The following is a 21,956-nucleotide window of genomic DNA, read 5'->3' as shown; positions in this document are numbered from 1 at the left end:
TAATCAGTTTAGATAAGCAAATCTAATGCTGTTTATTGCTCTGAAATCCCACTTGATTACATTAATGATATTTAATTTCAACCTATCAATAACTTATGCAACCTAGTAGACACGTAATTACGTTGCTCGACTCGGTTTTCCTAATGATTAATTATTAGAGCATTTAATCTAATGCGAGCTTGATCACGAAGACTAGATTACAAAACAAACAAATATCACGTTTTAATTTTCATAATTAGTTTTTAATGCGCACATAACAACAAACAGCTAGGTGAAATAACTAATATGGATAATAAAGTAAGTATATTAAACCAACCAAAACCATTTAAGATGATATTTTTCATTGAATTATGGGAGCGATTTGGTTACTACGGCCTTCAAGGGATCCTCGCCGTCTACTTCGTAGATAAGCTTGGCTTTAGCATGCAAGACTCTTTCGTTACCTTTGGTGCATTTGCGGCCTTAGTGTATGGGCTTGTCTCTGTTGGTGGCTACGTCGGAGACTATGTTCTAGGAACAAAACGCACCATGGTGTTCGGTGCCGTTGTTCTTGCTTTGGGTTATTTTTTAATGGGTTTCTCCATTTTAAACCCTAACTTTATTTATGTGGCGCTTGGGGCTATCGCTGTTGGTAATGGTTTATTCAAAGCAAACCCATCAAGCCTACTGGCTAAGTGTTATGAGAAAGGTGATTCACGCTTAGATGGCGCATTCACTCTTTATTATATGTCCATTAATATTGGCTCTCTGGTTTCCCTTTCTATAAGCCCTGTTATCGCTAATAATTATGGTTATGAATACGCATTTGTCATCTGTGGTTTAGGTCTTATCGCTAGTTTATTTAGCTACTTTTCATTGCGCAGTACAGTGCAAGGGATTGGCTCTGAACCTGACGCTCTGCCTCTCAACAAAACCAAAGCGCTTATCGTTTTAATTGGTACCGTTGCATCTACTCTAGTGTGTGCATGGCTATTGCAAAACATCATGATGGCAAACTTAGCACTCGGTTTAATCGGTGTTGGTGTGGTTGGCTTCTTCTTAAAAGAAACGTTTAAAGAAACAGGTGAACAACGCAACAAAATGATTGTGGCTTTCATTCTTATGCTGCAAGCGATCATTTTCTATGTGTTATATGCTCAGATGCCAACATCACTTAACTTTTTTGCCATTAATAACGTCCACTCTGAGTTGTTTGGTATGGACATTAACCCTGTTAGTCTACAAGCGTTAAATCCATTCTGGGTGATTTTCTGTAGCCCTATATTGGCTTATCTATACACTTACTATGGAAACCAAAACAAAGACCTATCTATGCCAGGTAAATTCACTGTTGGTATGTTCATGTGTGCCTTTGGTTTCTTATCTGTTGCAGCCGCGGGTAACTGGTTTGCTGACCAAGCCGGTATGGTTTCGGTTTGGTGGATGGTATTGGTGTACTTATTCCAAAGCTTAGGCGAGCTAATGATCAGTGGTCTTGGCCTTGCGATGGTGGCAAGTCTAGTTCCGCAACGTTTAATGGGCTTTACGATGGGGGCATGGTTTTTGACTCAAGCCGCTTCTTTCATCATTGGTGGTTATGTAGCCACATTCAGTGCAACGCCAGAGCATTTAACTGATCCGCTGGATACGCTGCCTGTTTATACTGAGCTATTCCAAAACATTGGTTTTGTTACTTTAGCGGTCGCTATTGTAATGGCAATCACTGCACCAAAATTAAATAAGATGATGACAAGCTCACAACTAGAAGACGCTGAATTGGTTGAGCAACCATAAGCATTTTTAGCTAAGTTAACTAACAAAAAAGCAGAATGAATTTTAATCCTCATTCTGCTTTTTTATTGTGATTTCAATTTGTCGTGTTCTTAACTATTAATGTATTAAACTCAAATCACTCAAACGGATTCACCTTCATATTACTTAAGGTAAATGCGTAAACATCGGCCATTAAATCCATTGATTTCGAGATTGGCATTCCGGCACCATGACCGGCATTAACATCGATGCGGATCAACACAGGGTTCTCACCCGATTGTTTGGCTTGCAACTCAGAAATAAACTTATAAGAGTGAGCAGGAACAACACGATCATCATGATCAGCGGTTGTCACTAATGTCGCAGGATACTCTACGCCCTCTTTTACGTTATGCACTGGTGAGTAGTTTAATAGATAGTTAAACATCTCTTCACTTTGCTCTGAAGTGCCGTAGTCATACGCCCAACCTTCACCAGAAGTAAAAGTGTGATAACGAAGCATATCCAAAACACCAACCGCTGGTAGAGCAACTTTAAATAGTTCTGGTCGCTGAGTCATGCACGCACCAACCAGTAATCCACCATTTGAACCACCACGAATTGCCAAATGTGATGAGTCGGTATATTTTTCTGAGATTAAAAATTCCGCTGCAGCAATAAAGTCATCAAATACATTTTGTTTTTGTTGCTGTGTTCCTGCCTTATGCCACTCTTTTCCATATTCGCCACCACCACGAATATTAGGAATAGCATACACACCGCCAAGCTCTAACCAACTGGCCATTACGCCACTGAAGTTTGGTGTTAAGCTGACATTAAAACCACCATATCCATATAGAATCGTTGGGTTACTACCATCAAGCTCAATGCCTTTACGATAAGAGATAAGCATTGGGATTTGCGTACCGTCTTTTGATGTATAAAACACTTGTTTCGATTCAAACTTCTCTGAGTCAAAAGGTGAAGCAGACGCTAAATACAGTTCCGTCTCGCCGGTTTTTACATCAAATTGATAAATCGTTGGTGGTGTAACGTAGTTAGTAAAGGTAAAGAATAGATCGGTTTGTTCCCTTTTACCTGAGAACCCCGTTGCTTGGCCTTCACCCGGTAGTTCAATTTCTCGTAATAAATTACCTGAAAAATCGTACTGCTTCACTTGGCTCAGTACATCAACCATATAAGTTGCAAACAAAGTACCGCCACCAACGCTGATATCTAATGGCTGTGGTTGTTCAGGGATAATGTCTGTCCACTCACCGGTGACAACATCATAAGATACCACTTTGCCATTGGGTGCATTTAGGTTGGTGAACATCAACAAGTGCGAGTCTTCATTCTCAATCACATAGGTATCTGAATCTGTATGATCAAGTACCGTTAATCGATATGACCCGTCTCTGTTTAATGGTTCGATAAACAGTTTATTACCCGATGTTGATGTAGCAGCAGAGATAACCAAATACGCATCATCTTCTGTTGTATAGCCACTTACGTAACGGTGTTTTTCTTCTTCACTTCCACCAAACACCAAAACATCGTCGGCTTGTGGTTTGCCTATCTCATGAAAATAGAGTTTATGCTGCTCTGTTCTTGCTGATAATTCACTGCCTTCTGGCTTATCATAACTTGAGTAGTAAAAGCCTTTTGAACTTAACCATGAGATATCGGTAAATTTAGCGTCTACAATCGGCGCTTCAATTTGTTCTTTGGTTTCGGTATTTAATACGAAGATTTTGCGCCAATCACTGCCCGCTTCTGAAATCGAATACGCTACTAATGAAGCATCCTTTGAAAAACTAACCGTTCCTAAAGAGGTGGTTCCCTCTTCACTGAACGTATTTGGGTCAAGAAAGACGTCAATATCTTTCCCTTCTTTTGAGCGATACAGGACACTCTGATTTTGTAAGCCATCATTTTGATAAAAATAGGTGTAATCGCCACGTTTAAATGGTTGTGAGTTTTTTTGGTAATCCTGACCTTTTGCAATTAAGGCTCGAATATCATCACGAAAATCAATGTGAGAAAGGTAATCGAAGGTGACATCATTTTGCTTATTCACCCACGCTTCAGTTTCAGCGCTTCTGTCATCTTCTAGCCAACGATATGGGTCAGCAATGGCATGTGAAAAATAGTGGTCAACGGTTGAGTCTTGTTTTGTGAAAGGATAAATCATAATGCATCCCTATTTATAATTAGTCTGTGTTATCTGTTTGTAGAATACGCCCATTAAAAATAGGAATGCAACTGTTTGATGGTTTAAGATTAGTTATTGATACCGAGAGCATTAAAGTTCAATCAAAACCAACCATTAACACTTTTTGTGCATTTAGAATGTTTATTAAACAGCGATTTTTCGTAGTTTATTTTTATGTTATCTAGATCACATTTTTCATAAAATAAAGAAATAAGTTTGTCGACATATTGACAAATTCGCACTATTTTATCTTCGATTCAGGTTAATCGTGACCTGAATATTTTCGAGCATTACATTACTTACAAAAATACATCCGCACACAATATTTATACTCTATTTATTTAAGTTGAACCCGTCTGAACTCCCTCAGAATGGGGAATTATTGGTGCGTGAACTTAATTAAATCTGTTTTTATTACGGACAATAAAAATGAAAAAACACTTCGAGCTTATCGATAAACCCACCTTTTTCGGCGCAATTTTACTGCTTTGTGCGGTTGTAGTTCCTTTACTGGTATTCCCAGCTGAAGGTGCCGAGTGGATTGCCGTAGCTAAAACATTCATGACCGACAAACTGGGCTTTGCTTATTTAGGGCTAGGTTTAGCGGCATTTTTCTTCATGATCTACATCGTGTTCTCTGATATCGGCCAAATCAAACTGGGTGATCCAGATGAAAAGCCTGAATTTGCACTGGCGTCTTGGGCGGCAATGCTATTTTGTGGCGGTATCGGTGCCAGTATTTTGTACTGGGGTACGATTGAATGGGCATACTACTACCAAAACCCTCCGTTTCAATTAGAAGCTGGCAGTGAGGAAGCAGTACGTTGGGCGGCGACTTATGGTCTTTTCCACTGGGGTCCAATTGCTTGGTGTATCTATATGATCCCTGCAATTCCAATTGCTTACTTCTTCTACGTACGTAAACAACCTGTACTAAAAGTATCTGCTGCTTTAATGCCTGTTATTGGCGAAGCAAACAGCTTTGGTAAACTGGGTAAAGTTATTGATGTACTGTTTATCTTCGGTCTATTGGGCGGCGCAGCAACAACCTTAGGTTTAGCAGCCCCACTTATCAACGAAGGTATTAGCTACCTATTTGGTATTCCTGCAACAACAGGTAGCCAGATTTTAGTACTTATGGTTTGTACCGCTATCTTTGCTTACTCATCATACATGGGTATGGACAAAGGCATTAAGATTTTAAGTAACATTAACTTCTGGGGTGCATTAGGTTTACTGCTGTTTGTATTAGTTTGCGGTCCAACCATCTTTATGTTGGAAACAGGCTTAGATTCAATAGGTCGTATGCTATCTAACTTCTTTGTGATGGCGACATGGGCAGAACCGTTTGGTGGTATGGGTACGTTTGAAGATACTCACTTCCCACAAGATTGGACTATTTTCTACTGGGCATGGTGGCTAGTATTTGCACCAAGCATGGGTCTGTTCGTTGCTCGTATTTCACGTGGCAGAACGATTAAACAGATGGTTTCAGGTGCAGTATTCTTCGGCTCTTTAGGCTGTGCAATGTACTTCATCATCCTTGGTAACTACGGTTTATCACTGCAATTATCTGGTGAATTAGACGTTGTTGGTATTCTTAATAGCGAAGGCGCAACTCGTGCTATCTTCTCTGTTTTAGAACAACTGCCATTCAGCACTTTTGTCATTGCTGTGTTTACTTTGTTATGTGTGATTTTCACTGCGACAACGTTTGACTCTATCTCTTACATTTTAGCGTCAGTAGTACAAACGAACGTAACTGAAGACCCAATGCGTTGGAACCGTCTGTTCTGGGCTTTCACTCTATCATTCATGCCATCTGCATTGATGTTTATGGGCGGCCTAGCAACACTACAAACGGCAGCGATTGTGGGTGGTTTACCTCTATTAGTTATCGCTATCATGCTAATGATCTCTGGTGTTAAAGCAGCCATGCTGGATTTATCGCACCAAGATAATTACGTTGATCCTGTTATCAATATTTCTGACTTACCAGATGTTGATCCATGGAGCAAAGAAGGCCAAGCATTGGCACGATTTGAACAACTACGTGATAACGCAATTGAAGCGGCTGATCTAGAGCGTGAAGCGAACGATGCTATTTGGATGCTGAAAAAACAATTACGTAAAGAAGCATTAGCTCGTGGTGAATCAAGTGTTGATTTAGGTGATGCACCTGATGAGATCATTGAAAAATTACGTCAACTAACTGATGACTCGACAAATGCTAAAGAAGCGAAATTAGCAGCGTCTGAGCTTGCTCAAGAAGCACGTGTTGCCTTTGATGCACTGATGCGTCAGAAAGTTGAAGAAGAAACACTACAAGCAAATGAAGAAGCAAAATTGGCGATTAAAACAAGATTGAACACGCCAAGCTAATCTTGCATTAACTTAAATGCTAAATATGAAAAAACCGCTGAACTTCCAGCGGTTTTTTTATGTCAATGTAGCGAATTATCAGCTCTATTTATTCAAAGAACGCCGGATGATAGTTAACTTCACCCTGAGGTATTTCAATTTCTGTTAATGGCAGACATAAGAAATACTCAGCAGGTACACCTTCTAATATTAATTTTTCATCCGATTTAAAGCCAAATCGTTGATAATATTCTGGCTCACCAAGTAACACTGCCCCTTCCGCACCTTGCTCGATTAATTGCTCAAGACCTAAACGAATTAAACGGGAACCAATGCCTTCACTTTGATGCTCAGGTAATACCGAAACAGGCCCTAAACCGTACCATTTCGAATCCTTGCCATTAATTAATACAGGTGAAAATGCAATATGCCCAATGATGGTGTCACCCTTCTCAGCCACAAGTGACAGAGTAAGTGCATTATTCTCACGTAATCGTTCAATGATTTTATGCTCTGTTGGTTTTGCACCCGAAGCATGATGCGGATGGTTTTCAAACGCTTTATAAGTTACGTTTTCAATTGCTTTATGATCGAATTCTTTTTCACTTCTAAATTTCATGTCTATCTCTAATGTTTTAAACCGTTTTTGAAGGCGCACCACTTCAAATAAATCATTTGAAATAAAACGCCTTCCGTTTACTTGATAAAGCATAGACTATGAAGCTTTAGACAGGTCAATAGATATTTTTATTAACACCACACCATATTGAATTAGCAATACAAGTTAAGGCATTCACCTCATTCCTAATACTATCGCAGCAATACCTGATACCGAACACATCACCAAAGACACCTTTCTTATTGTTCCTTTATCGATTTTATCCACTACTTTCATTGCGACCAGATAACCGATAACCGAAGCCGGAAGTAATGGCAACGTAAGATATAAATGATTTAAGCTCATATATCCCGCAGGTACTTGCACTGCAAGAGAAATAAAACTACTCACAACAAAGAAAGCGGATAAGTTAGCTCGAATAAGGTTTGCTTCTTGATGCTGTAATAACAGTGCCATTGGAGGGCCACCAATACCAGAACTGGTGCCAAAGAGACCTGAAAAGAAACCTGCAATCGTCATTCTTGAGTTATTTGGTTCAATACGAAATGGAAGCAAGCTAATCGCAACGGCAAGTAATACCACTACGCCAATCCAAAGAGACAACAGTTTTGCATCTACGTAATAAAGCAGTAAGCCACCAAATACAGAGCCGGGAATCCGACCTAAAAATGCGTACCCTAAACCTCGAAAAGACACATTCGCTTTATGTTTATACGCATTAATAATGGATAAGAATAAACCGACAATCACTATTGGGGCAGGAACGTAATCAGGAGAAATTAAAAATAGCAGTGGCGCAGTAACAATAGCAAGTCCAAAACCAATCGCGCTTTGAACAAATGATCCTATAAAGATAAGAAACATTGCAGATAATAAACCAAGATCCATCAAAGTCGGCTCCATAAAAAATGCCTTCTGAATAAAGGCTAAACAGAAGGCATTATGAACCAGATTTAATTACTGAAACAGTAAAATCAAATAAATGAATCTAAATCACTTATTCTACTGATTGTAAGGTTTCCCAAGTAACTTCACACTCGCCCTGCTCAGTTGAAATAAATGCAGAGTCACCTGTGATCATCACTGAAATATCCATCGTTCTTTGTAGTAATGCGGCAAACGCTTGAATTTGTTCCCAATCAAAACGAACAACATCAACTGAATAAGGAGCAAATTTACTTTGGTTTTGTTTCCACCACACTTCTGACTTTGAGTTGAAGCTATAAACTTTGGTTTCTTTTGACTGACGCGTTGCTTTTTTCATGCGATCCGCATCTGGCTCACCGGCATCAATCCATAGTGAAACAGAATCATCATATTCACGAACCCAAATATCAGGTTCATCAACTTCTGATAGCCCTTTAGTGAAGACCAGACCTTCTCTTGCATTTAAGCAAAACGCCAATACACGTGCCATCATGCGCTCAGTGTTTTCTGAAGGGTGCTGAGCAATCGTCAAATTCAATGAATCATAATGATCACGATTCATGTCTGTTAAAGCGACACGAAATTTATAGATGGTTGGTTTAAGAGCCACAAGCTTTCCTAACAATATGAGAATTGCGTGCATTGTACCCTTTTCTTGTTGCTATACCAGAGGTGTCTGATTTTTGATAAAAAAAGGCCTCACAGTGGTACCTGTGAGGCCTTAGCGTACTTATAGGGGAAAGTACTTTTTATTCGTTAATTTATTCTATGAACTCTTCTCTTAGCTTAAATCAACATTCTTTGTTCCGAAGAACCAAGTTGCAAGAAAGCCAGCGACGTATGAGATGACCAAACCTGCTGCAAAGACTAGCATTCCGGCAAAGATACCTGCATTAGATGTCATAAGAGGTAGAGCAACGATACCTGATGGACCAAATACAGTATTCAAACCAACGGGTAAGCCCATGTATGAAACTAATCCGATAAAGAAGCCACCTGCTGCACCACCTACGCAAGCAGTGATAAATGGTTTCACTCGTGGAAGTGTTACACCGTAAATAAGTGGCTCACCTATGCCTAAAAAGCCTGGGATAATAGAACCTTTTACTTGAGTACGTAACAATGCGTCTTTATTTGCTTTTGCATACAGAGCCAATGCAGCACCCACTTGACCTGCACCTGCCATCGCAAGGATTGGGAACAGTGAGTTAAAGCCTTGTGCATCCATTAAAGCAAAGTAAACCGGTACAAAGCCTTGGTGAATACCAAACATTACTGAGATTAAAAACAGACCCGCAAGAATTGCACTACCAATTGGGTTACCGTTTAAGTTCATGAATAACCATGACATGCCTTGGAATAACACACCACCAATCGGCATGATAACCACAAAGGTAACCGCACCCATAATAAGTAACGTCACAACCGAAGTTAAAATCATATCTAGGTTATCAGGCATGTATTGGCGAACTTTCTTCTCAACGCTTGCACCGATAATAGCAGCAATCAATACACCAATAATGTTGCCTCTTGGATCAATACCATGGCCAAAGAAATCCGTCATACCAGAATAAATACCAGAGGTTGCATCAGGGTTATAACCAAGTACAAACAATGACGCTAGGATCGCACCATTTACCCCTGAACCACCAAAAGCTTGTTGAGCATTGTAACCAATTAAAATACTTAAGAAGCTGAATAAGCCTTTACTGAAGACTTTCATATAAAGGATTAAATCCACCAGATTCGCATTTGGTGATTCATTACCTATGATATAAATTTGATCAAGTAAAGTTGCGAAACCAAGTAACAGACCAGCAGCAATGAACCCCGGAATTAATGGAGTAAAAATGGTAGCAAACTTGCTCAAAAAACGTTGTGCTGCGCTGGTTTGTTTTTTCTTCAATTTCTGTTTATGTTCTGATGCAACGTCTTTTAAATCTCGGCTTTCGGTCGCTGTTGAAGCAGAGTTATCTTCCTCTCCTTCCATCATTTCATTCATCATCTCAGCTGCTGTTTGTGCTTTACCTGGGCCTAATACGATTTGAAATTGATCATCACTTTCAACCAGTCCCATCACACCAGCAATGCGTTTGATTGTGTCTCTATCTGCTAAATTATCATCATGAAGGGTAAGGCGCAGACGTGTCATACAGTTTCCACACTTAATGACATTTGATTTGCCACCAATTGCGGTCAGTATCTCTTGAATCATGGAAGTGGTTATTTTAGCCATCTTCTGTTCCTTTTTAATTTGTTCGTTGAGGTACCAGCCTAGATAACATTTGATTCATCCAGATTGGTATAAGGCCTTGTTACCAATTACTAGTCTGAAAGTGCATTTCGAATAAAGCCATTATGTTGTGCTAATTTAGCTTTCGCACTTTGTGCATCTAACCCTGACAAGACCATTAAAATGGCGGTTTTACAGTGATTCTCACATTGAGATAACGCTTCTGAAGCTTCGACTTCTGAGCAACCTGTTGCTTCAATCACAATATTTTTTTGTCGTTGAACTAATTTTGCATTGGTTGCTTCTACGTCAACCATTAGGTTTCCAAATACTTTACCAGTACGGATCATCGCTCCTGTTGTTAGCATATTCAGCACTAATTTTTGTGCTGTGCCCGCCTTCATTCGAGAAGAGCCTGTAACCACTTCAGGGCCTACAACAGGTGTCATGTTAATATCTGCAAGCTCTGTCATTGGGCTATTTGGATTACAGCTTAGTGTCGCAACCGTTGCACCTACTGATTTCGCATATTCCATCGCACCAAGTACATAAGGTGTTCGGCCACTTGCCGCAATACCAACTAAAACGTCTTTCTCATTAAGACCGAGATCTTGTAGATCCGATGCACCTAGTTCACGGTTGTCTTCAGCATTCTCAACCGCTTTTAAAATCGCTTTGTGACCACCAGCAATTAAGCCAACAACTAAATCAGGGTTTGAACCATACGTTGGAGGACATTCACTCGCATCCAAAATACCTAAGCGCCCTGAAGTACCTGCACCGGTATAAATCAAACGACCGCCAGATTGAAAAGCAACGGCAATGGCATCAACAACATCTGCAATTTGAGGAAGAATCGCTTCAACAGCCAATGCGACTTTTTGATCTTCTTGGTTAATAACGGTTAGCATTTCTACCGTTGATAACACATCAATATTTTCACTCGCTTTGTTACGGCTCTCTGTTACTAATGTTGTTAAATCGATTTTCATAATCTGTACTCTTTAAAAGTTAAATGCTTAATTTTGATGCTTGCTATCATAAAGAATAAAAAATTCCATAAAGTGACCAAAATCACAACAAAAGTTATTCTAAACTCTCAAAATAGATGGAATAAATACATTTTAAAATTAAGTAAAAACAGTTCACTAAATGTAATAAACTGTTTAAATACAACTTGTTATACAGAGTTAAAAACAAAAGAATAATATAAGAAAAATTGGAATAATTAATTCAATAAAAATGAGATGGAATGAATATTTTAGAAAAGATACAGAACCAAAGAAGCAATTTATCCTCAAATGGGATAAAAATTTTGGACTTTATTCTTGATGATCCAGCTTCAATCAGCTCCTATTCGAGTCAAGCTCTTGCCGCTAAAGTAGGCGTATCGCAATCAAGTATTGTGAAACTTACTCAACGGCTCGGGTTTAAAGGATTTACGGCATTCAAGTTAGCGATTATTGAAGATCTTGGTCGAAAACAAGCCATCCTCGAACCTGAGCGCCCTATCCATAACAAGATCAATAGTGACGACTCCTCCCTGACCATTGCTCAGAAGTTAGTACAAGAAAAAACTCACGCACTGATTGCTACGACAAACGCGATTAATTTCTCTGAATTTGAACTCATCACAACTCTGCTTAACCAAGCGCAACGTATTCAAATTGTGGGGATTGGTGGCTCCGCATTAACAGCGAAAGATCTGGCGTTCAAATTACTGAAAATTGGAATGACAGCACTGACTGAGCAAGATAGTCATGTTCAAATTGCAACGGCGAATACCTTAACCAAACAAGATGTTCAAATCGTTATCTCATATTCTGGTAGCCGAAAAGAAATCCTAATGGCAGCACAAACAGCAATGGATAAAGGGGCAACGGTGATTGCTTTAACAAGTACAAAGAAAAGCCCTCTACGTAAATTGGCTAACTTTTGTATTGATACTATTGCAGATGAAAGACAATTTCGTAGTTCATCCATCTCATCAAGAACCGCTCAGAATGTAATTACCGATTTACTCTTCATGACGTTGTTACAAATAAAAAGTGATAAAGCTAAGCTGTTGATTGATGAAATATCGTCTACTATGAATAGGATCTAATATAACAAGTAGTCAGTATAAGCTGTTATACCACTTATAACCTTTTTTCATGACATTTATTGCTAGACTTTATAAATGTATTCAAACGATACAAACAATAGGTAAATAATAATATGAATAAGAAAAAACTCTGTGCCCTAGCAGTCTTATCTGGCTTATCCTTTTCAGCGATGGCTTTAGATTGTGACCCAAACCTACTACCTTCATGGCAAGATGGAGCAAGTAAAACAGCAATCGTAAACTACGTTGATCAATCTACGGATACCTCAAAAAAAACATTTATACCTGAACAAGATCGTATTGCTGTCTTCGATAACGATGGAACATTATGGTCAGAAAAACCTTACTACTTTCAGTTAGCATTCGCACTGGACCAAGTAAAAAGCATGGCAAAAGAACACCCTGAATGGAAAACACAAGAACCATTTAAATCTGTTCTAAATAACGACATTAAAGGCGTGTTTGCTGGTGGTGAAAAGGCTTTACTCGACATAGTTACAGCAACTCACAGCGGCATGACGGTTGAAGAATATCAACAAACTGTCGCACAATGGTTAGAAGTAGCAAAAGACCCACATTTTAATAAAGCCTATACTGAGCTTACTTATAAACCAATGCGTGAAATGGTCACTTACCTACAAGATCATGATTTTAAAGTTTATATCGTTTCTGGCGGTGGCGTGGATTTCATGCGTACATGGGCACCAGAAGTTTATGGCATTCCTGAAGAACAAATCATTGGTAGCGCATTAAAATACAAATACGATTACAACAATGGCAATCCAACAGTCACTAAACTGGGTGAAATCCTGACCATTGATGACAAAGCGGGTAAGGTTGAAAATATTCAACACATCATTGGTAAGAAACCAGTATTAGCGGTTGGTAACTCAGATGGTGACCATGCAATGATGCAATGGGCAACTAGCCAGCCAAATTCAATGGCGATGATCGTTCATCACACTGACGAAGATCGTGAGTGGAAATACGATCGTAAATCAAGTGTTGGCCATTTAGATAAAGCGATGGATGAAGCTAACCAGCGTAATAACTGGTATTTAATCGATATGAAAAATGAGTGGTGTACCGTTTACTAACGCTTCCCTATTTCAATAATAAATCCAAGTGTTAACGCACTTGGATTTTATCGTTCCATCGCGCTAATAATCCGCTCTACTAGAATCGTTAATGCTTTAGGTTGATATTTTCGTTGTTTATATACTAAATACGATTGCCTTGGTGGAAACGAATAATCAGGAAAGATCTCAACTAAGTCCATATCAGAAGTAACAAGATGCACTGGTAATCGAGCTGCCCCTAGTCCTTTGATTGCAGCATGAAGAACTTGGTCAAGATCATTCACCTCTAACCTAGGACGCACATGTATTTCCTTTAAGATTTGCTTCTCATCGGTATAAGTCAGATTTTTTTGATCATTCAATCGAATCCAATCTAACTCTTCAATATTCTTTGTTTGATTATTTTCCCAATAAGATTTCGTCACAAATACACCATGCTTTGCTAAAAACAGAGGGCGAGCTATCATTCCATCGGCTCTGCTAATATCAAAAGTCAGTACCAAATCTCGATCTGTGGCTGGTAATGTATCTTCTGCACATAGATTGATTTCAATTTGCGTCTTTGGGTATTCCAATAAAAAATCCACGATCAAATCACGAACGTAATGATGATAGAATCGATATGGTAAAGATAAACGGATCATCCCTGTCACTTCATCAATGTGCTCATTAAGTTGATGACAGTTACTTTCTAAGTCTGAAAACTGACTCTCAAGCAATTGATAATAGTGTTTCCCTGTTTCTGTTGGTACGAGTTCTCGTCCCCTTTTCTCTAATAAGCGAACGCCTAACTTCTCTTCCATAGATGAAATCCTGCGTGAAACCGTTGAAACAGGCACTTTCAGCTCTTTCGCTGCACTTTGTTGTGACCCAAGTTGAGCCACTTTACAGAAGAGAAACAAATCATCAATACTTCCAAATATGGAATTCACACTTCTAGTTCTCGCTATTTTCTATCATTAATGAAACCAATATACTCATTCTTATTGAATTTACCAACCTAACTAACCCGTTAATTTATTAAATAGAATAAGAGAGAAACGATGAGTAGAAAACAATTTTGGGTATCCGCCTTACTTTCTTCAGTTACCATGGCACTATTAATGTCTGGTTCTATGTCGGCAATTAGAATGGGAGGATTCAGTGTTGAATGGGTATCAGCATGGATGAATGGCTTTACCATTGCTTGGCCTGTGGCAATTACTGCCAATCTTACCATCCTTCCTAAGATTAGAGAGTTTGCAGCGTGGTTATGTCGTGATAAAGCAAAAAGCAATCTAGACTTATACCAATCACAGTAATTAATCAAAAGTGGCGAAAGAAAAAGGCTTGAGAGCAAATGATTATATTAAAAACTCCACTTCACTTGCGCATACAGTAAGGTACTTGGGTTTTCACCAAATACACTATCATTGATGCCGTCAAAATATTGCACAACCCCAATAAGCTGCCAGTTATCGGATAACGAATAAGTTTGGTTTAATCCTATAAAATATGAACCGTCATCATAATAACTTCCCATGATATTCATGCGTGATAAAGAAGAGATATCAAAACCTAAGCTTGAATACAAAGTCCAGTGGGTAAAACTGAGGGTTCGCGCTGTTAATGGGAGGTTTAAATAGCTCATTGCACTATCTACATCTTGTGGCTCAGATATATGCATAACAGAGCCTTGTAGCACCCAATTATTCACACTGTTAAATCGATAATCCATTTCAAGGCTTGATACACTGGATGCAACAAGATCTTGGTTGTCATAACGACTCTGAGTGGGTTCAAACCAACTGAATTCGCCTCTCAACCCTGCTCCATAAATATCCCCAGCAAAACCGGCACCAAGCACATAATCAAGGTGAGATTTACCTAATAGAACTTGCATGTCCCACCCTTGTTTATTAAAAAGGTATCGTGTTGCATAGCTATCAAGTTCACTGTTTGAATTAGGGTTAAACGCCATATCAATTGAGCTAGCAAAACCAAGTTTTTTGCTTACCATTATGGCATCCGTTCCTGGACGCTCTTCATAATCAAAATCATAAATGGAATAAGAATTGAAAATGTCATTCGGATTCCAAACCGTCGTCATTCCCCAGTTGATACGGAATCGTCCAGCTCTCGCTTGCCAATCATTTTTATTCCAGTTGATATAAGCGCGATCAAACTGTGAGTTCCCCACAACGCCCTTTTTATCCAACCAGTTTTTCGATAAATCAACGTAACCAGGATCATAAGAGATGTACTCTCCATAATTAGGGTATTCAGCTGTATCACCAAACATAAGGCGGTTACGCATGCCGAGATTCACACGTAAATGATCCGAAAAACGATATTCAAAATTAAAACGTTGGTGAATTAAATTATCAAAGGTAGACGGATATAAGGAGGAGCTAGGAATGGTATTGGTTGCCATGTACTTTACATAGCCATTTAAATCCCATTTTTTCTCTGGAGCAAGGCCGGGGATTTCTGCTTGTATTTCATAACTAACAAACAACAAAAAAGGCATGAATAATCCGATTTTTCTCATCATATATTCACGCCTCCTTTCTCGTTAAATATTTCCGCTAGTTATGCGATTTCTTTAAACTTCATGAGCAATGTTTTCTGCTCTTCCGTTAAATTTGTTGGTGTTGCTACGGTAATTTCAACTAATAAATCACCCGTTACACCTTTACGGCTTTTCACACCTTTTTCTTTCATGCGGAATTTACGACCGTTTTGTGTTCCTGCTGGTACTTTTAGTTTAAAACGACTCTCTAAAGTCTGAATTTCAACTTCACCACCTAAAGCTGCAGTAACAAAATCCGTTGTCACAGGACAAATTAAATCATTTCCATCACGTTTTAATGTTGCGTGTGGTCGAGTATTAATTTGGATCAGTAGATCCCCTGCTGGGCCACCGTTAATACCTGATTCACCTTTACCCGCAAAACGGATCTTTTCACCGTCTTCAATACCTGCTGGTACTTTTACATTGATCTTTTTATTTACGCCATTCACTGGCAATTCAATGACCTGCTCGCAACCTTTAATTGCATCAGCAAAATCAACGGTTAAATTAAACTGACGATCTTGTCCTTTTTGCGCTCGTGGTTGACGATGTTGAGAGAACATATCCTCAAATCCACCACTACCAAAACCGCCACGAGAACGGCCACCAAATGCGCCGCCAAAAATATCTTCAAACCCACCAAAACCTTGGCTATGGCCGCCACCAAAACCACCGTTACCGCCATTTTGGAATGCTGCATGACCAAAGTCATCATACTGACCACGCTTATCTGGATCGGTTAGAACTTCATAAGCTTCTTTAATTTCTTTAAACTTATCAGCGGCTTGAGCATCACCCTGATTTTTATCTGGGTGGTATTTCATCGCAAGACGTTTATATGCTTTTTTAATCTCTTTTTCTGTGCTGCTTTTAGAAACACCAAGGACTTCATAATAATCACGTTTAGACATGACTTAACCTCGTCAATGAATAGAATCAGACGCAAGAACAGTCTCTTACGTCTTTCTTTAATTAAAACTAATCATTGGAGTTTATGTACTATCAGATTTAGGTCAAGATCTATCTCACATTATTATTGTTGTTTGTCTTCTTTTAATTGGCCATCTTCAAATACGATGATTCTTTTGGCTCTTTCAAATACGCGGGAATCATGAGTAGAAAAAATAAACGTTGTATTCTCTTCTTGGTTTAGTGCTTCCATAATATCTAACAGCTCTGCTGTGCTCTTTGCATCTAAATTTGCCGTTGGTTCATCTGCCATAATAAAACGAGGTCGTGGGGCTAATGCCCTAGCTACGGCTACTCGTTGTTGTTGACCACCAGATAATTGAGCTGGTCGCTTGTGCTGTTGATCTTCAAGTCCAACTCGTTTTAATAATTGCTGTGCTCGTAATTTACACTCGGCCTCTTCGTGACCCTGTAACAGCATAACAAACTCAACATTCTCTAATGCCGTTAAAACAGGCAATAAGCTGTAGTCTTGAAAGATAAAGCCTATATTGTCTCGTCGAAACTCAATCAGCTGCTTTTCATCCATTTCAGTTAATTCATGATTATCAATACTCACTTTTCCTGACGTTACGGCATCAATACCGCCAAGCATATTAAGTAATGTGGTTTTACCTGAACCTGATGGGCCAATAACAGCAACAAACTCTCCCTGCTCAATAGTAAGATCAAGATGATCAACGGCGTGAACTGGAAACTCTGTATCTTGATTGTATGTTTTACATAGTTGCTTAATTTGAATTGTCATACACTCACCTTATTGCTTTTCTGCCATTGCTTGAACAGGATTCTTTTTAATGATCTGGTGTGCTGGATACAGGCCTGCACACACGCTAACAAAGAAGACCATAATGAATACCACTGCGTATTGATGCCATGAAATACTAGGATAAAGTACCGAATCAATACCGAATGCATTAAGACCTTGCGCCATGGATTCTAGTGGGATACCTGTATGGTTGAACACCGCTATGCATAACATGGACAGTAATACCCCTATCCCTCCACCTAATAGCCCTAGAAATCCAGACTCCAAAATGATTAGGTAACGAATCCGATCTTTCTTCATGCCAACGGCCATCAAAACACCAAACTCTCGAGTTCGCTCAAATACGGACATCAACAAAATATTAATGATCCCAAAACCCATTGCGACAATAAAAATCACTAAGATAACTTGATTACCAGCATTCATAGAACTCATCATCGTTGACAAAATAGGCTGTAATTGCAGCCAATCTTGCACACTATTATCTGGATCTATGTTTGCTATTAATTGATCTCTAAACGCTTCTACTTTTGTATTGTCGTTTAATAAAATCGCTATTTCATGATCTTGGAATACTTTTCCGACTTTCTGTAAATCTGCTTTACGAACGTAAGTGTTGGCATCATCAAACGTGCTCGACGCTGTTTTAAATATACCACTGACTCGAAACGCTGCCCCAGTCACTTCACCTGTCGTATCACTAAAAGTAAGTACCACTTTAGAACCTACACGCAGTTTTAATCGCTCTGCGGTTTTTTGCGATACTAAAATGGGATTTCGACCTGTTGCACTTAACCATTTTCCATCAATGATATGCGCTGATAACGGGGTTATCTTTTTCTCCATTTGAAGATTGATACCATTGATTTTAATACCTCTGGTACTTCGTGCTGACGCTATCATGCCGTTGACTAACGTTCGGCTTGACCATGCTTTCACTTCTGAGGAATCATTTAATAGCTGAGTGATTTCCTTTTCTTCATCAATAACGAGATTGATATCCGGATTTAACGCATAATTCTTTTGATGAATTTGAATATGACTGGTCTGCCACTGAATAGTATTTTTCACCATATTATCAATAAAGCCAGACATGAAACCCATCATTAAAATCACGCCTACAACACCAAATATCATGGCTCCTAGCATAATTGAGGTTCTCATTTTATTGCGCCACACATTACGCCACGCTAATTTAAGTAGCATGAGAACCTCCTTTTAATGCGGTAACAATATCGAGATGATAAACACGCCATAATGGATATATTAGGCATAAAAGAAGTAAGCCTGTAACAATCAACATTTGGTTTATAAAAAGCCACCCACTGATTAATACTGGAATAACAGGATCGTACCCCATTTCAAGCATGGCTTTGGCGGTGTCACCCGTTAATGTAATTGGGTTGATATAGAGATAACCAAGCACCGGAATAGCGATAACTAAGCCTAAAAGAATACCTAATAAGCCAATAAAGAAAGATTCAATCACTAATAGCTTTAATAATCGAAATCGAACCATTCCCGTCGCTAACATCACACCAAATTCACGTTGTCTTTCAAGGGTCATCATTAATAATGTGGCGAACAAACCAAAGCCCACAATGCCATATAAAATGTACATCATGATGATACCGCTCACTCTATCAATTTGAATTTGCTGCTCCATTTCAGGGCTGAGATCGTTCCATGGACGTACAGACACAGCTTGCCCATATCCTTTTTGTAATTGCTCAACCGTTTGTGGTAGTAAAGAAAAATCACGTGTATGTAATACCCATGACGTTACCTGATTCTCAGTACTAAAGAGCTGCGCCGCTTCTTGAATCGGAAGGTAGATTAATTGGTTATTGAGATCTGGCATTGGAAAGTGAACAATGCCTTTTATTACATATAAGCCTGCTGCAGTTTGCCCTCGATAACCTTGCCCATAGAGAACAATTTCATCCCCTACATTTAACTGAAAATATCTCGCCAGTCCTTCTGATAACAATACCGATTTATCCGTTGCGGTAAAATACGCTCCTTGCACCACTTTATCTGCCAGAGATGAATAGGTATTTTCAGGTTGAGGATCGACACCAACAACCAATACACCTTTGGACTTATCTTTTGCTGCCGCAAGTGAAAACGTTTCTATTCGAGGTAAGGTAAATTGGATATTCGGTTGTTGCTTAGTGGGGGCGATGAAGTCGTCACTCATTGGCAACAAATCATCAATACTTTGCGTTTCTTTGAATTCGGGGTTTTGCAGTTGAATAAGACCAGTTGATAAGCGTGCGGCATTCTCGATATTTGCTGTATAACTCCCCTCTTGAATGCTACGCATCAACAACGAAAGTAATAAGGCCAAGGCTAATGCAGAGGCCGTTAATATCGTTCTTCTTTTCTGTCGCCATAGGTTTCGCCAAGCTAATTTAATAAGCATATTCAGCACCTATAGTTAGTATCGTAATGCCTTCATTTGCATTTGAGAGAAGAATTCATCATTGATTAAGAAGTTAAACTGCGCTTTATGAGTGATCATTTCAGTTTTATTTTCAGGCTTATCTGCAGGGATCATGACCATTCTTGTTGCTATCATGCGATTGCCCATTTCTTGGATATCGTAAGTCGTCATCGTATTTACTAGTTCATCAAACTCATCATAAGACTCAACTTTACGTTGAATAAACGTTTTTTGAGATATCCAAAGACGAACCTTACTCCATACTACGGGTGCATCAGGCTTTGCTATGGCATCAATGACCCACGTTTTATCACCATCAATGGTCTCTTCTTTTACGAACTTATGATCATAATCCACGACGATCGAAGATTGGTTAATCAAATCATCATTGGTGAAGTCTGAACCCATCCAAGATTGTCCAAGCATCGACGGGGCAATTTTTATTACTCGTTCAATACTGGGGATCCAGCTCCACATCTCTTTATCACGCTTAAGAGATGCGCTACCTTTATCTTTTGCGGGACCTGTGATTAATACTAAAGAAAGGTTTTGCTCTTTCGTCCAGCTTTTCATACTCATACTACGAGTCCAATCGGGACGAATGATATTCATCGTAATTTCTGAATAACTCGATTTACCACGCATTTGCTGATCTGATTTTGCAACGACTTTATCCGCCGACATGGGCTCTGCGGCGAACACATGCCCAACGACACCAACAAATGCAAAAAACAATACGATTTTTATAATTAATTTAATTTTCTTTTTCATAATACACCCCAGCCATGATGTCTCGTTTATGAAATAATTTTAAATTAATTTAAGTGGTTAATTCGTGAGCTGTTAGACGAATCAGAGCTAATAATGTCAGAGTAATGTAAATTCAAAACCAACGGTTAACTTGCTCAGCATACAATTTGAATTCATCACCAAATATTTTCACCAGCGCTCTTTCTTCTGGTTCAATTTGATAACGATTCATATAAGTAACAAATAAAAGAGCACTGACCAGACCTAGCGGATGTTGAGTGTAAATAACTGAACTTATTAATATTAATAAAAATCCAAGATACATAGGGTTACGTGTGTATTGATAGATACCTGAATCGACAAGAGATGAGCTGTTTTCTGGTTTTAAAGGGTTAACCGTTGTTTGTGCACGTTTAAATTCTCGGACACCCGATAATGAAATCACAGCGCCAAGAACGACAAACATAATGCTCAATGTTACCGTGAGGGTTGGTATATAGAAAATTTGGAAAGGAAGTAACCTATCAAAGAGAAAAACGGTTCCCATTAATAACAACATAACAAGAGGTGGCGGTACTTTTAACTCAAGCTTAGAACACATTATTTATCCTTAAATATAACCGATTAAATCCGTATAACCGTTTATTATTACTTTTTATCAATGCTTTCTAACATAAGAATAGCACTTCTCATTACTTTCAGGATAAAACCATCATTCTTTTTTGTCCGTTAATTGAGAAGGCCATGAATAATGATTAATATCATTCACTAAACTTTGCCATAATAAAGTGCGCTGTAATGGGTTATTTGGTAACGCAGGCACGTTTGATGCCCCACCCGACCAAAACGATAACTTTGGCTCATTCGTTCCTAACGATACCACTAAAGCACTTAGTGGCGGTGCTCCATTTTGAGACAAAATTACATTTAACTCATTTAAAACTTTTTCCCAAGAGTGTGGCGAATACCATTCGTTTGTGTGTTGTTTATAGTCACTTGATAAGTCGGCATAAGTCTTCGGCTTACCCCATAGACACAGTATTTTATAGATGATGTTTACATCTGCGCTCATGCTTCTTTCCATCTCAAAAATGATAACTCAATGAAGTTAACCTCTACGAGTTCAAATGCAATAGCATTGCTCTATTTCTTCGGCGCTAGATCGCAACAAATGTGATCTGAAATCTTTGATTTATTCA

The 21,956-nt window shown here is 38.9% G+C and carries 20 protein-coding genes; 5 read left to right on the top strand and 15 right to left on the bottom strand.

The window, feature by feature from the left end; translation table 11 throughout:
* The first annotated feature begins 285 nt into the window (after positions 1–285).
* Entirely contained in the window at positions 286–1,773 is a 1,488-nt protein-coding gene (locus AVFI_RS05775; protein ID WP_188863241.1) for an oligopeptide:H+ symporter, read from the top strand.
* A gap of 115 nt (positions 1,774–1,888) precedes the next feature.
* Here the strand turns inward: AVFI_RS05775 and AVFI_RS05770 are convergent, their stop codons facing one another.
* Positions 1,889–3,925, bottom strand: a complete 2,037-nt coding sequence (locus AVFI_RS05770; RefSeq protein ID WP_188863242.1) for a prolyl oligopeptidase family serine peptidase — start codon at positions 3,923–3,925, stop codon at positions 1,889–1,891.
* 450 nt (positions 3,926–4,375) lie between these two features.
* Between AVFI_RS05770 and AVFI_RS05765 the strand changes: the two genes are divergently transcribed.
* On the top strand, positions 4,376–6,328 hold the full coding sequence (locus tag AVFI_RS05765; RefSeq protein WP_188863243.1) for a BCCT family transporter: 1,953 nt from the start codon (positions 4,376–4,378) through the stop codon (positions 6,326–6,328).
* An 88-nt stretch (positions 6,329–6,416) separates the two neighbouring features.
* On the opposite strand, the gene AVFI_RS05760 is transcribed toward AVFI_RS05765, so the two are convergent.
* The 5 genes from AVFI_RS05760 to murQ all read right to left on the bottom strand — a co-directional run bounded on the left by AVFI_RS05760 (position 6,417) and on the right by murQ (position 11,078).
* On the bottom strand, positions 6,417–6,926 hold the full coding sequence (locus tag AVFI_RS05760; protein WP_236782047.1) for a GNAT family N-acetyltransferase: 510 nt from the start codon (positions 6,924–6,926) through the stop codon (positions 6,417–6,419).
* Between the two features lie 174 nt (positions 6,927–7,100).
* Positions 7,101–7,814 (bottom strand): sulfite exporter TauE/SafE family protein, encoded by a 714-nt coding sequence (locus AVFI_RS05755; protein WP_005418886.1) that lies wholly within the window; start codon positions 7,812–7,814, stop codon positions 7,101–7,103.
* 109 nt (positions 7,815–7,923) lie between these two features.
* Entirely contained in the window at positions 7,924–8,463 is a 540-nt protein-coding gene (locus AVFI_RS05750) for a YaeQ family protein (protein WP_054775554.1), read from the bottom strand.
* A gap of 171 nt (positions 8,464–8,634) precedes the next feature.
* Entirely contained in the window at positions 8,635–10,089 is a 1,455-nt protein-coding gene (murP, locus tag AVFI_RS05745) for a PTS N-acetylmuramic acid transporter subunit IIBC (RefSeq protein ID WP_017018167.1), read from the bottom strand.
* Between the two features lie 89 nt (positions 10,090–10,178).
* Positions 10,179–11,078: an N-acetylmuramic acid 6-phosphate etherase gene (murQ, locus tag AVFI_RS05740; RefSeq protein ID WP_054775553.1), complete on the bottom strand. Its 900-nt coding sequence runs from the start codon at positions 11,076–11,078 to the stop codon at positions 10,179–10,181.
* Positions 11,079–11,338: 260 nt separating this feature from the next.
* Here murQ and AVFI_RS05735 point away from each other — a divergent pair, with 260 nt between their 5' ends.
* Both AVFI_RS05735 and AVFI_RS05730 read left to right on the top strand, forming a co-directional pair.
* Complete coding sequence (locus AVFI_RS05735) at positions 11,339–12,190, top strand: SIS domain-containing protein (protein WP_054775552.1); 852 nt, start codon at positions 11,339–11,341, stop codon at positions 12,188–12,190.
* Between the two features lie 113 nt (positions 12,191–12,303).
* A complete protein-coding gene (locus AVFI_RS05730) occupies positions 12,304–13,287 on the top strand; it encodes an HAD family hydrolase (RefSeq protein ID WP_188863244.1) in 984 nt (327 codons plus the stop codon).
* Positions 13,288–13,334: 47 nt separating this feature from the next.
* On the opposite strand, the gene AVFI_RS05725 is transcribed toward AVFI_RS05730, so the two are convergent.
* Positions 13,335–14,201 carry a LysR family transcriptional regulator gene (locus AVFI_RS05725; protein WP_054775550.1) on the bottom strand — a complete coding sequence of 289 codons (867 nt, stop codon included), beginning with the start codon at positions 14,199–14,201 and terminating at the stop codon, positions 13,335–13,337.
* 111 nt (positions 14,202–14,312) lie between these two features.
* Here AVFI_RS05725 and AVFI_RS05720 point away from each other — a divergent pair, with 111 nt between their 5' ends.
* Positions 14,313–14,570 carry a DUF2798 domain-containing protein gene (locus AVFI_RS05720; RefSeq protein ID WP_011261740.1) on the top strand — a complete coding sequence of 86 codons (258 nt, stop codon included), beginning with the start codon at positions 14,313–14,315 and terminating at the stop codon, positions 14,568–14,570.
* A 47-nt stretch (positions 14,571–14,617) separates the two neighbouring features.
* On the opposite strand, the gene AVFI_RS05715 is transcribed toward AVFI_RS05720, so the two are convergent.
* The 8 genes from AVFI_RS05715 to AVFI_RS05680 all read right to left on the bottom strand — a co-directional run bounded on the left by AVFI_RS05715 (position 14,618) and on the right by AVFI_RS05680 (position 21,829).
* Entirely contained in the window at positions 14,618–15,802 is a 1,185-nt protein-coding gene (locus AVFI_RS05715; protein ID WP_188863245.1) for a hypothetical protein, read from the bottom strand.
* Between the two features lie 38 nt (positions 15,803–15,840).
* Complete coding sequence (locus AVFI_RS05710; RefSeq protein WP_054775549.1) at positions 15,841–16,734, bottom strand: DnaJ C-terminal domain-containing protein; 894 nt, start codon at positions 16,732–16,734, stop codon at positions 15,841–15,843.
* Positions 16,735–16,856: 122 nt separating this feature from the next.
* Complete coding sequence (locus tag AVFI_RS05705) at positions 16,857–17,540, bottom strand: ABC transporter ATP-binding protein (protein WP_011261737.1); 684 nt, start codon at positions 17,538–17,540, stop codon at positions 16,857–16,859.
* 9 nt (positions 17,541–17,549) lie between these two features.
* Complete coding sequence (locus AVFI_RS05700) at positions 17,550–18,767, bottom strand: ABC transporter permease (RefSeq protein WP_054775548.1); 1,218 nt, start codon at positions 18,765–18,767, stop codon at positions 17,550–17,552.
* The gene (locus tag AVFI_RS05695; RefSeq protein WP_054775547.1) at positions 18,757–19,986 is read right to left on the bottom strand and encodes an ABC transporter permease; all 1,230 of its coding nucleotides are present in this window, start codon (positions 19,984–19,986) and stop codon (positions 18,757–18,759) included. Before AVFI_RS05695 ends, AVFI_RS05700 begins: the two co-directional genes overlap by 11 nt.
* A 15-nt stretch (positions 19,987–20,001) precedes the next feature.
* Complete coding sequence (locus AVFI_RS05690) at positions 20,002–20,778, bottom strand: outer membrane lipoprotein-sorting protein (RefSeq protein ID WP_063654719.1); 777 nt, start codon at positions 20,776–20,778, stop codon at positions 20,002–20,004.
* Positions 20,779–20,890: 112 nt separating this feature from the next.
* The gene (locus tag AVFI_RS05685) at positions 20,891–21,358 is read right to left on the bottom strand and encodes a methyltransferase family protein (protein ID WP_005418871.1); all 468 of its coding nucleotides are present in this window, start codon (positions 21,356–21,358) and stop codon (positions 20,891–20,893) included.
* A gap of 111 nt (positions 21,359–21,469) precedes the next feature.
* Positions 21,470–21,829, bottom strand: a complete 360-nt coding sequence (locus AVFI_RS05680) for a hypothetical protein (RefSeq protein WP_005418870.1) — start codon at positions 21,827–21,829, stop codon at positions 21,470–21,472.
* Between the last annotated feature and the right edge of the window lie 127 nt (positions 21,830–21,956).

Source organism: Aliivibrio fischeri ATCC 7744 = JCM 18803 = DSM 507 (assembly GCF_023983475.1).
In the GTDB taxonomy this organism is placed as follows: domain Bacteria; phylum Pseudomonadota; class Gammaproteobacteria; order Enterobacterales; family Vibrionaceae; genus Aliivibrio; species Aliivibrio fischeri.
The sequence above is the reverse complement of the archived record's forward strand: the minus strand, read 5'-3'. Positions and strand labels throughout refer to the sequence as shown.

Coding starts and splice junctions, on each gene's coding strand:
- AVFI_RS05715 (WP_188863245.1), bottom strand. CDS start 15,802: ATGATGAGAAAAATCGGATTATTCATGCCTTTTTTGTTGTTTGTTAGT.
- AVFI_RS05755 (WP_005418886.1), bottom strand. CDS start 7,814: ATGGATCTTGGTTTATTATCTGCAATGTTTCTTATCTTTATAGGATCA.
- AVFI_RS05680 (WP_005418870.1), bottom strand. CDS start 21,829: ATGAGCGCAGATGTAAACATCATCTATAAAATACTGTGTCTATGGGGT.
- AVFI_RS05760 (WP_236782047.1), bottom strand. CDS start 6,926: ATGAAATTTAGAAGTGAAAAAGAATTCGATCATAAAGCAATTGAAAAC.
- AVFI_RS05770 (WP_188863242.1), bottom strand. CDS start 3,925: ATGATTTATCCTTTCACAAAACAAGACTCAACCGTTGACCACTATTTT.
- AVFI_RS05720 (WP_011261740.1), top strand. CDS start 14,313: ATGAGTAGAAAACAATTTTGGGTATCCGCCTTACTTTCTTCAGTTACC.
- murP (WP_017018167.1), bottom strand. CDS start 10,089: ATGGCTAAAATAACCACTTCCATGATTCAAGAGATACTGACCGCAATT.
- AVFI_RS05730 (WP_188863244.1), top strand. CDS start 12,304: ATGAATAAGAAAAAACTCTGTGCCCTAGCAGTCTTATCTGGCTTATCC.
- AVFI_RS05765 (WP_188863243.1), top strand. CDS start 4,376: ATGAAAAAACACTTCGAGCTTATCGATAAACCCACCTTTTTCGGCGCA.
- AVFI_RS05775 (WP_188863241.1), top strand. CDS start 286: ATGGATAATAAAGTAAGTATATTAAACCAACCAAAACCATTTAAGATG.
- AVFI_RS05695 (WP_054775547.1), bottom strand. CDS start 19,986: ATGCTTATTAAATTAGCTTGGCGAAACCTATGGCGACAGAAAAGAAGA.
- AVFI_RS05705 (WP_011261737.1), bottom strand. CDS start 17,540: ATGACAATTCAAATTAAGCAACTATGTAAAACATACAATCAAGATACA.
- AVFI_RS05735 (WP_054775552.1), top strand. CDS start 11,339: ATGAATATTTTAGAAAAGATACAGAACCAAAGAAGCAATTTATCCTCA.
- AVFI_RS05700 (WP_054775548.1), bottom strand. CDS start 18,767: ATGCTACTTAAATTAGCGTGGCGTAATGTGTGGCGCAATAAAATGAGA.
- AVFI_RS05690 (WP_063654719.1), bottom strand. CDS start 20,778: ATGAAAAAGAAAATTAAATTAATTATAAAAATCGTATTGTTTTTTGCA.
- AVFI_RS05685 (WP_005418871.1), bottom strand. CDS start 21,358: ATGTGTTCTAAGCTTGAGTTAAAAGTACCGCCACCTCTTGTTATGTTG.
- AVFI_RS05710 (WP_054775549.1), bottom strand. CDS start 16,734: ATGTCTAAACGTGATTATTATGAAGTCCTTGGTGTTTCTAAAAGCAGC.
- murQ (WP_054775553.1), bottom strand. CDS start 11,078: ATGAAAATCGATTTAACAACATTAGTAACAGAGAGCCGTAACAAAGCG.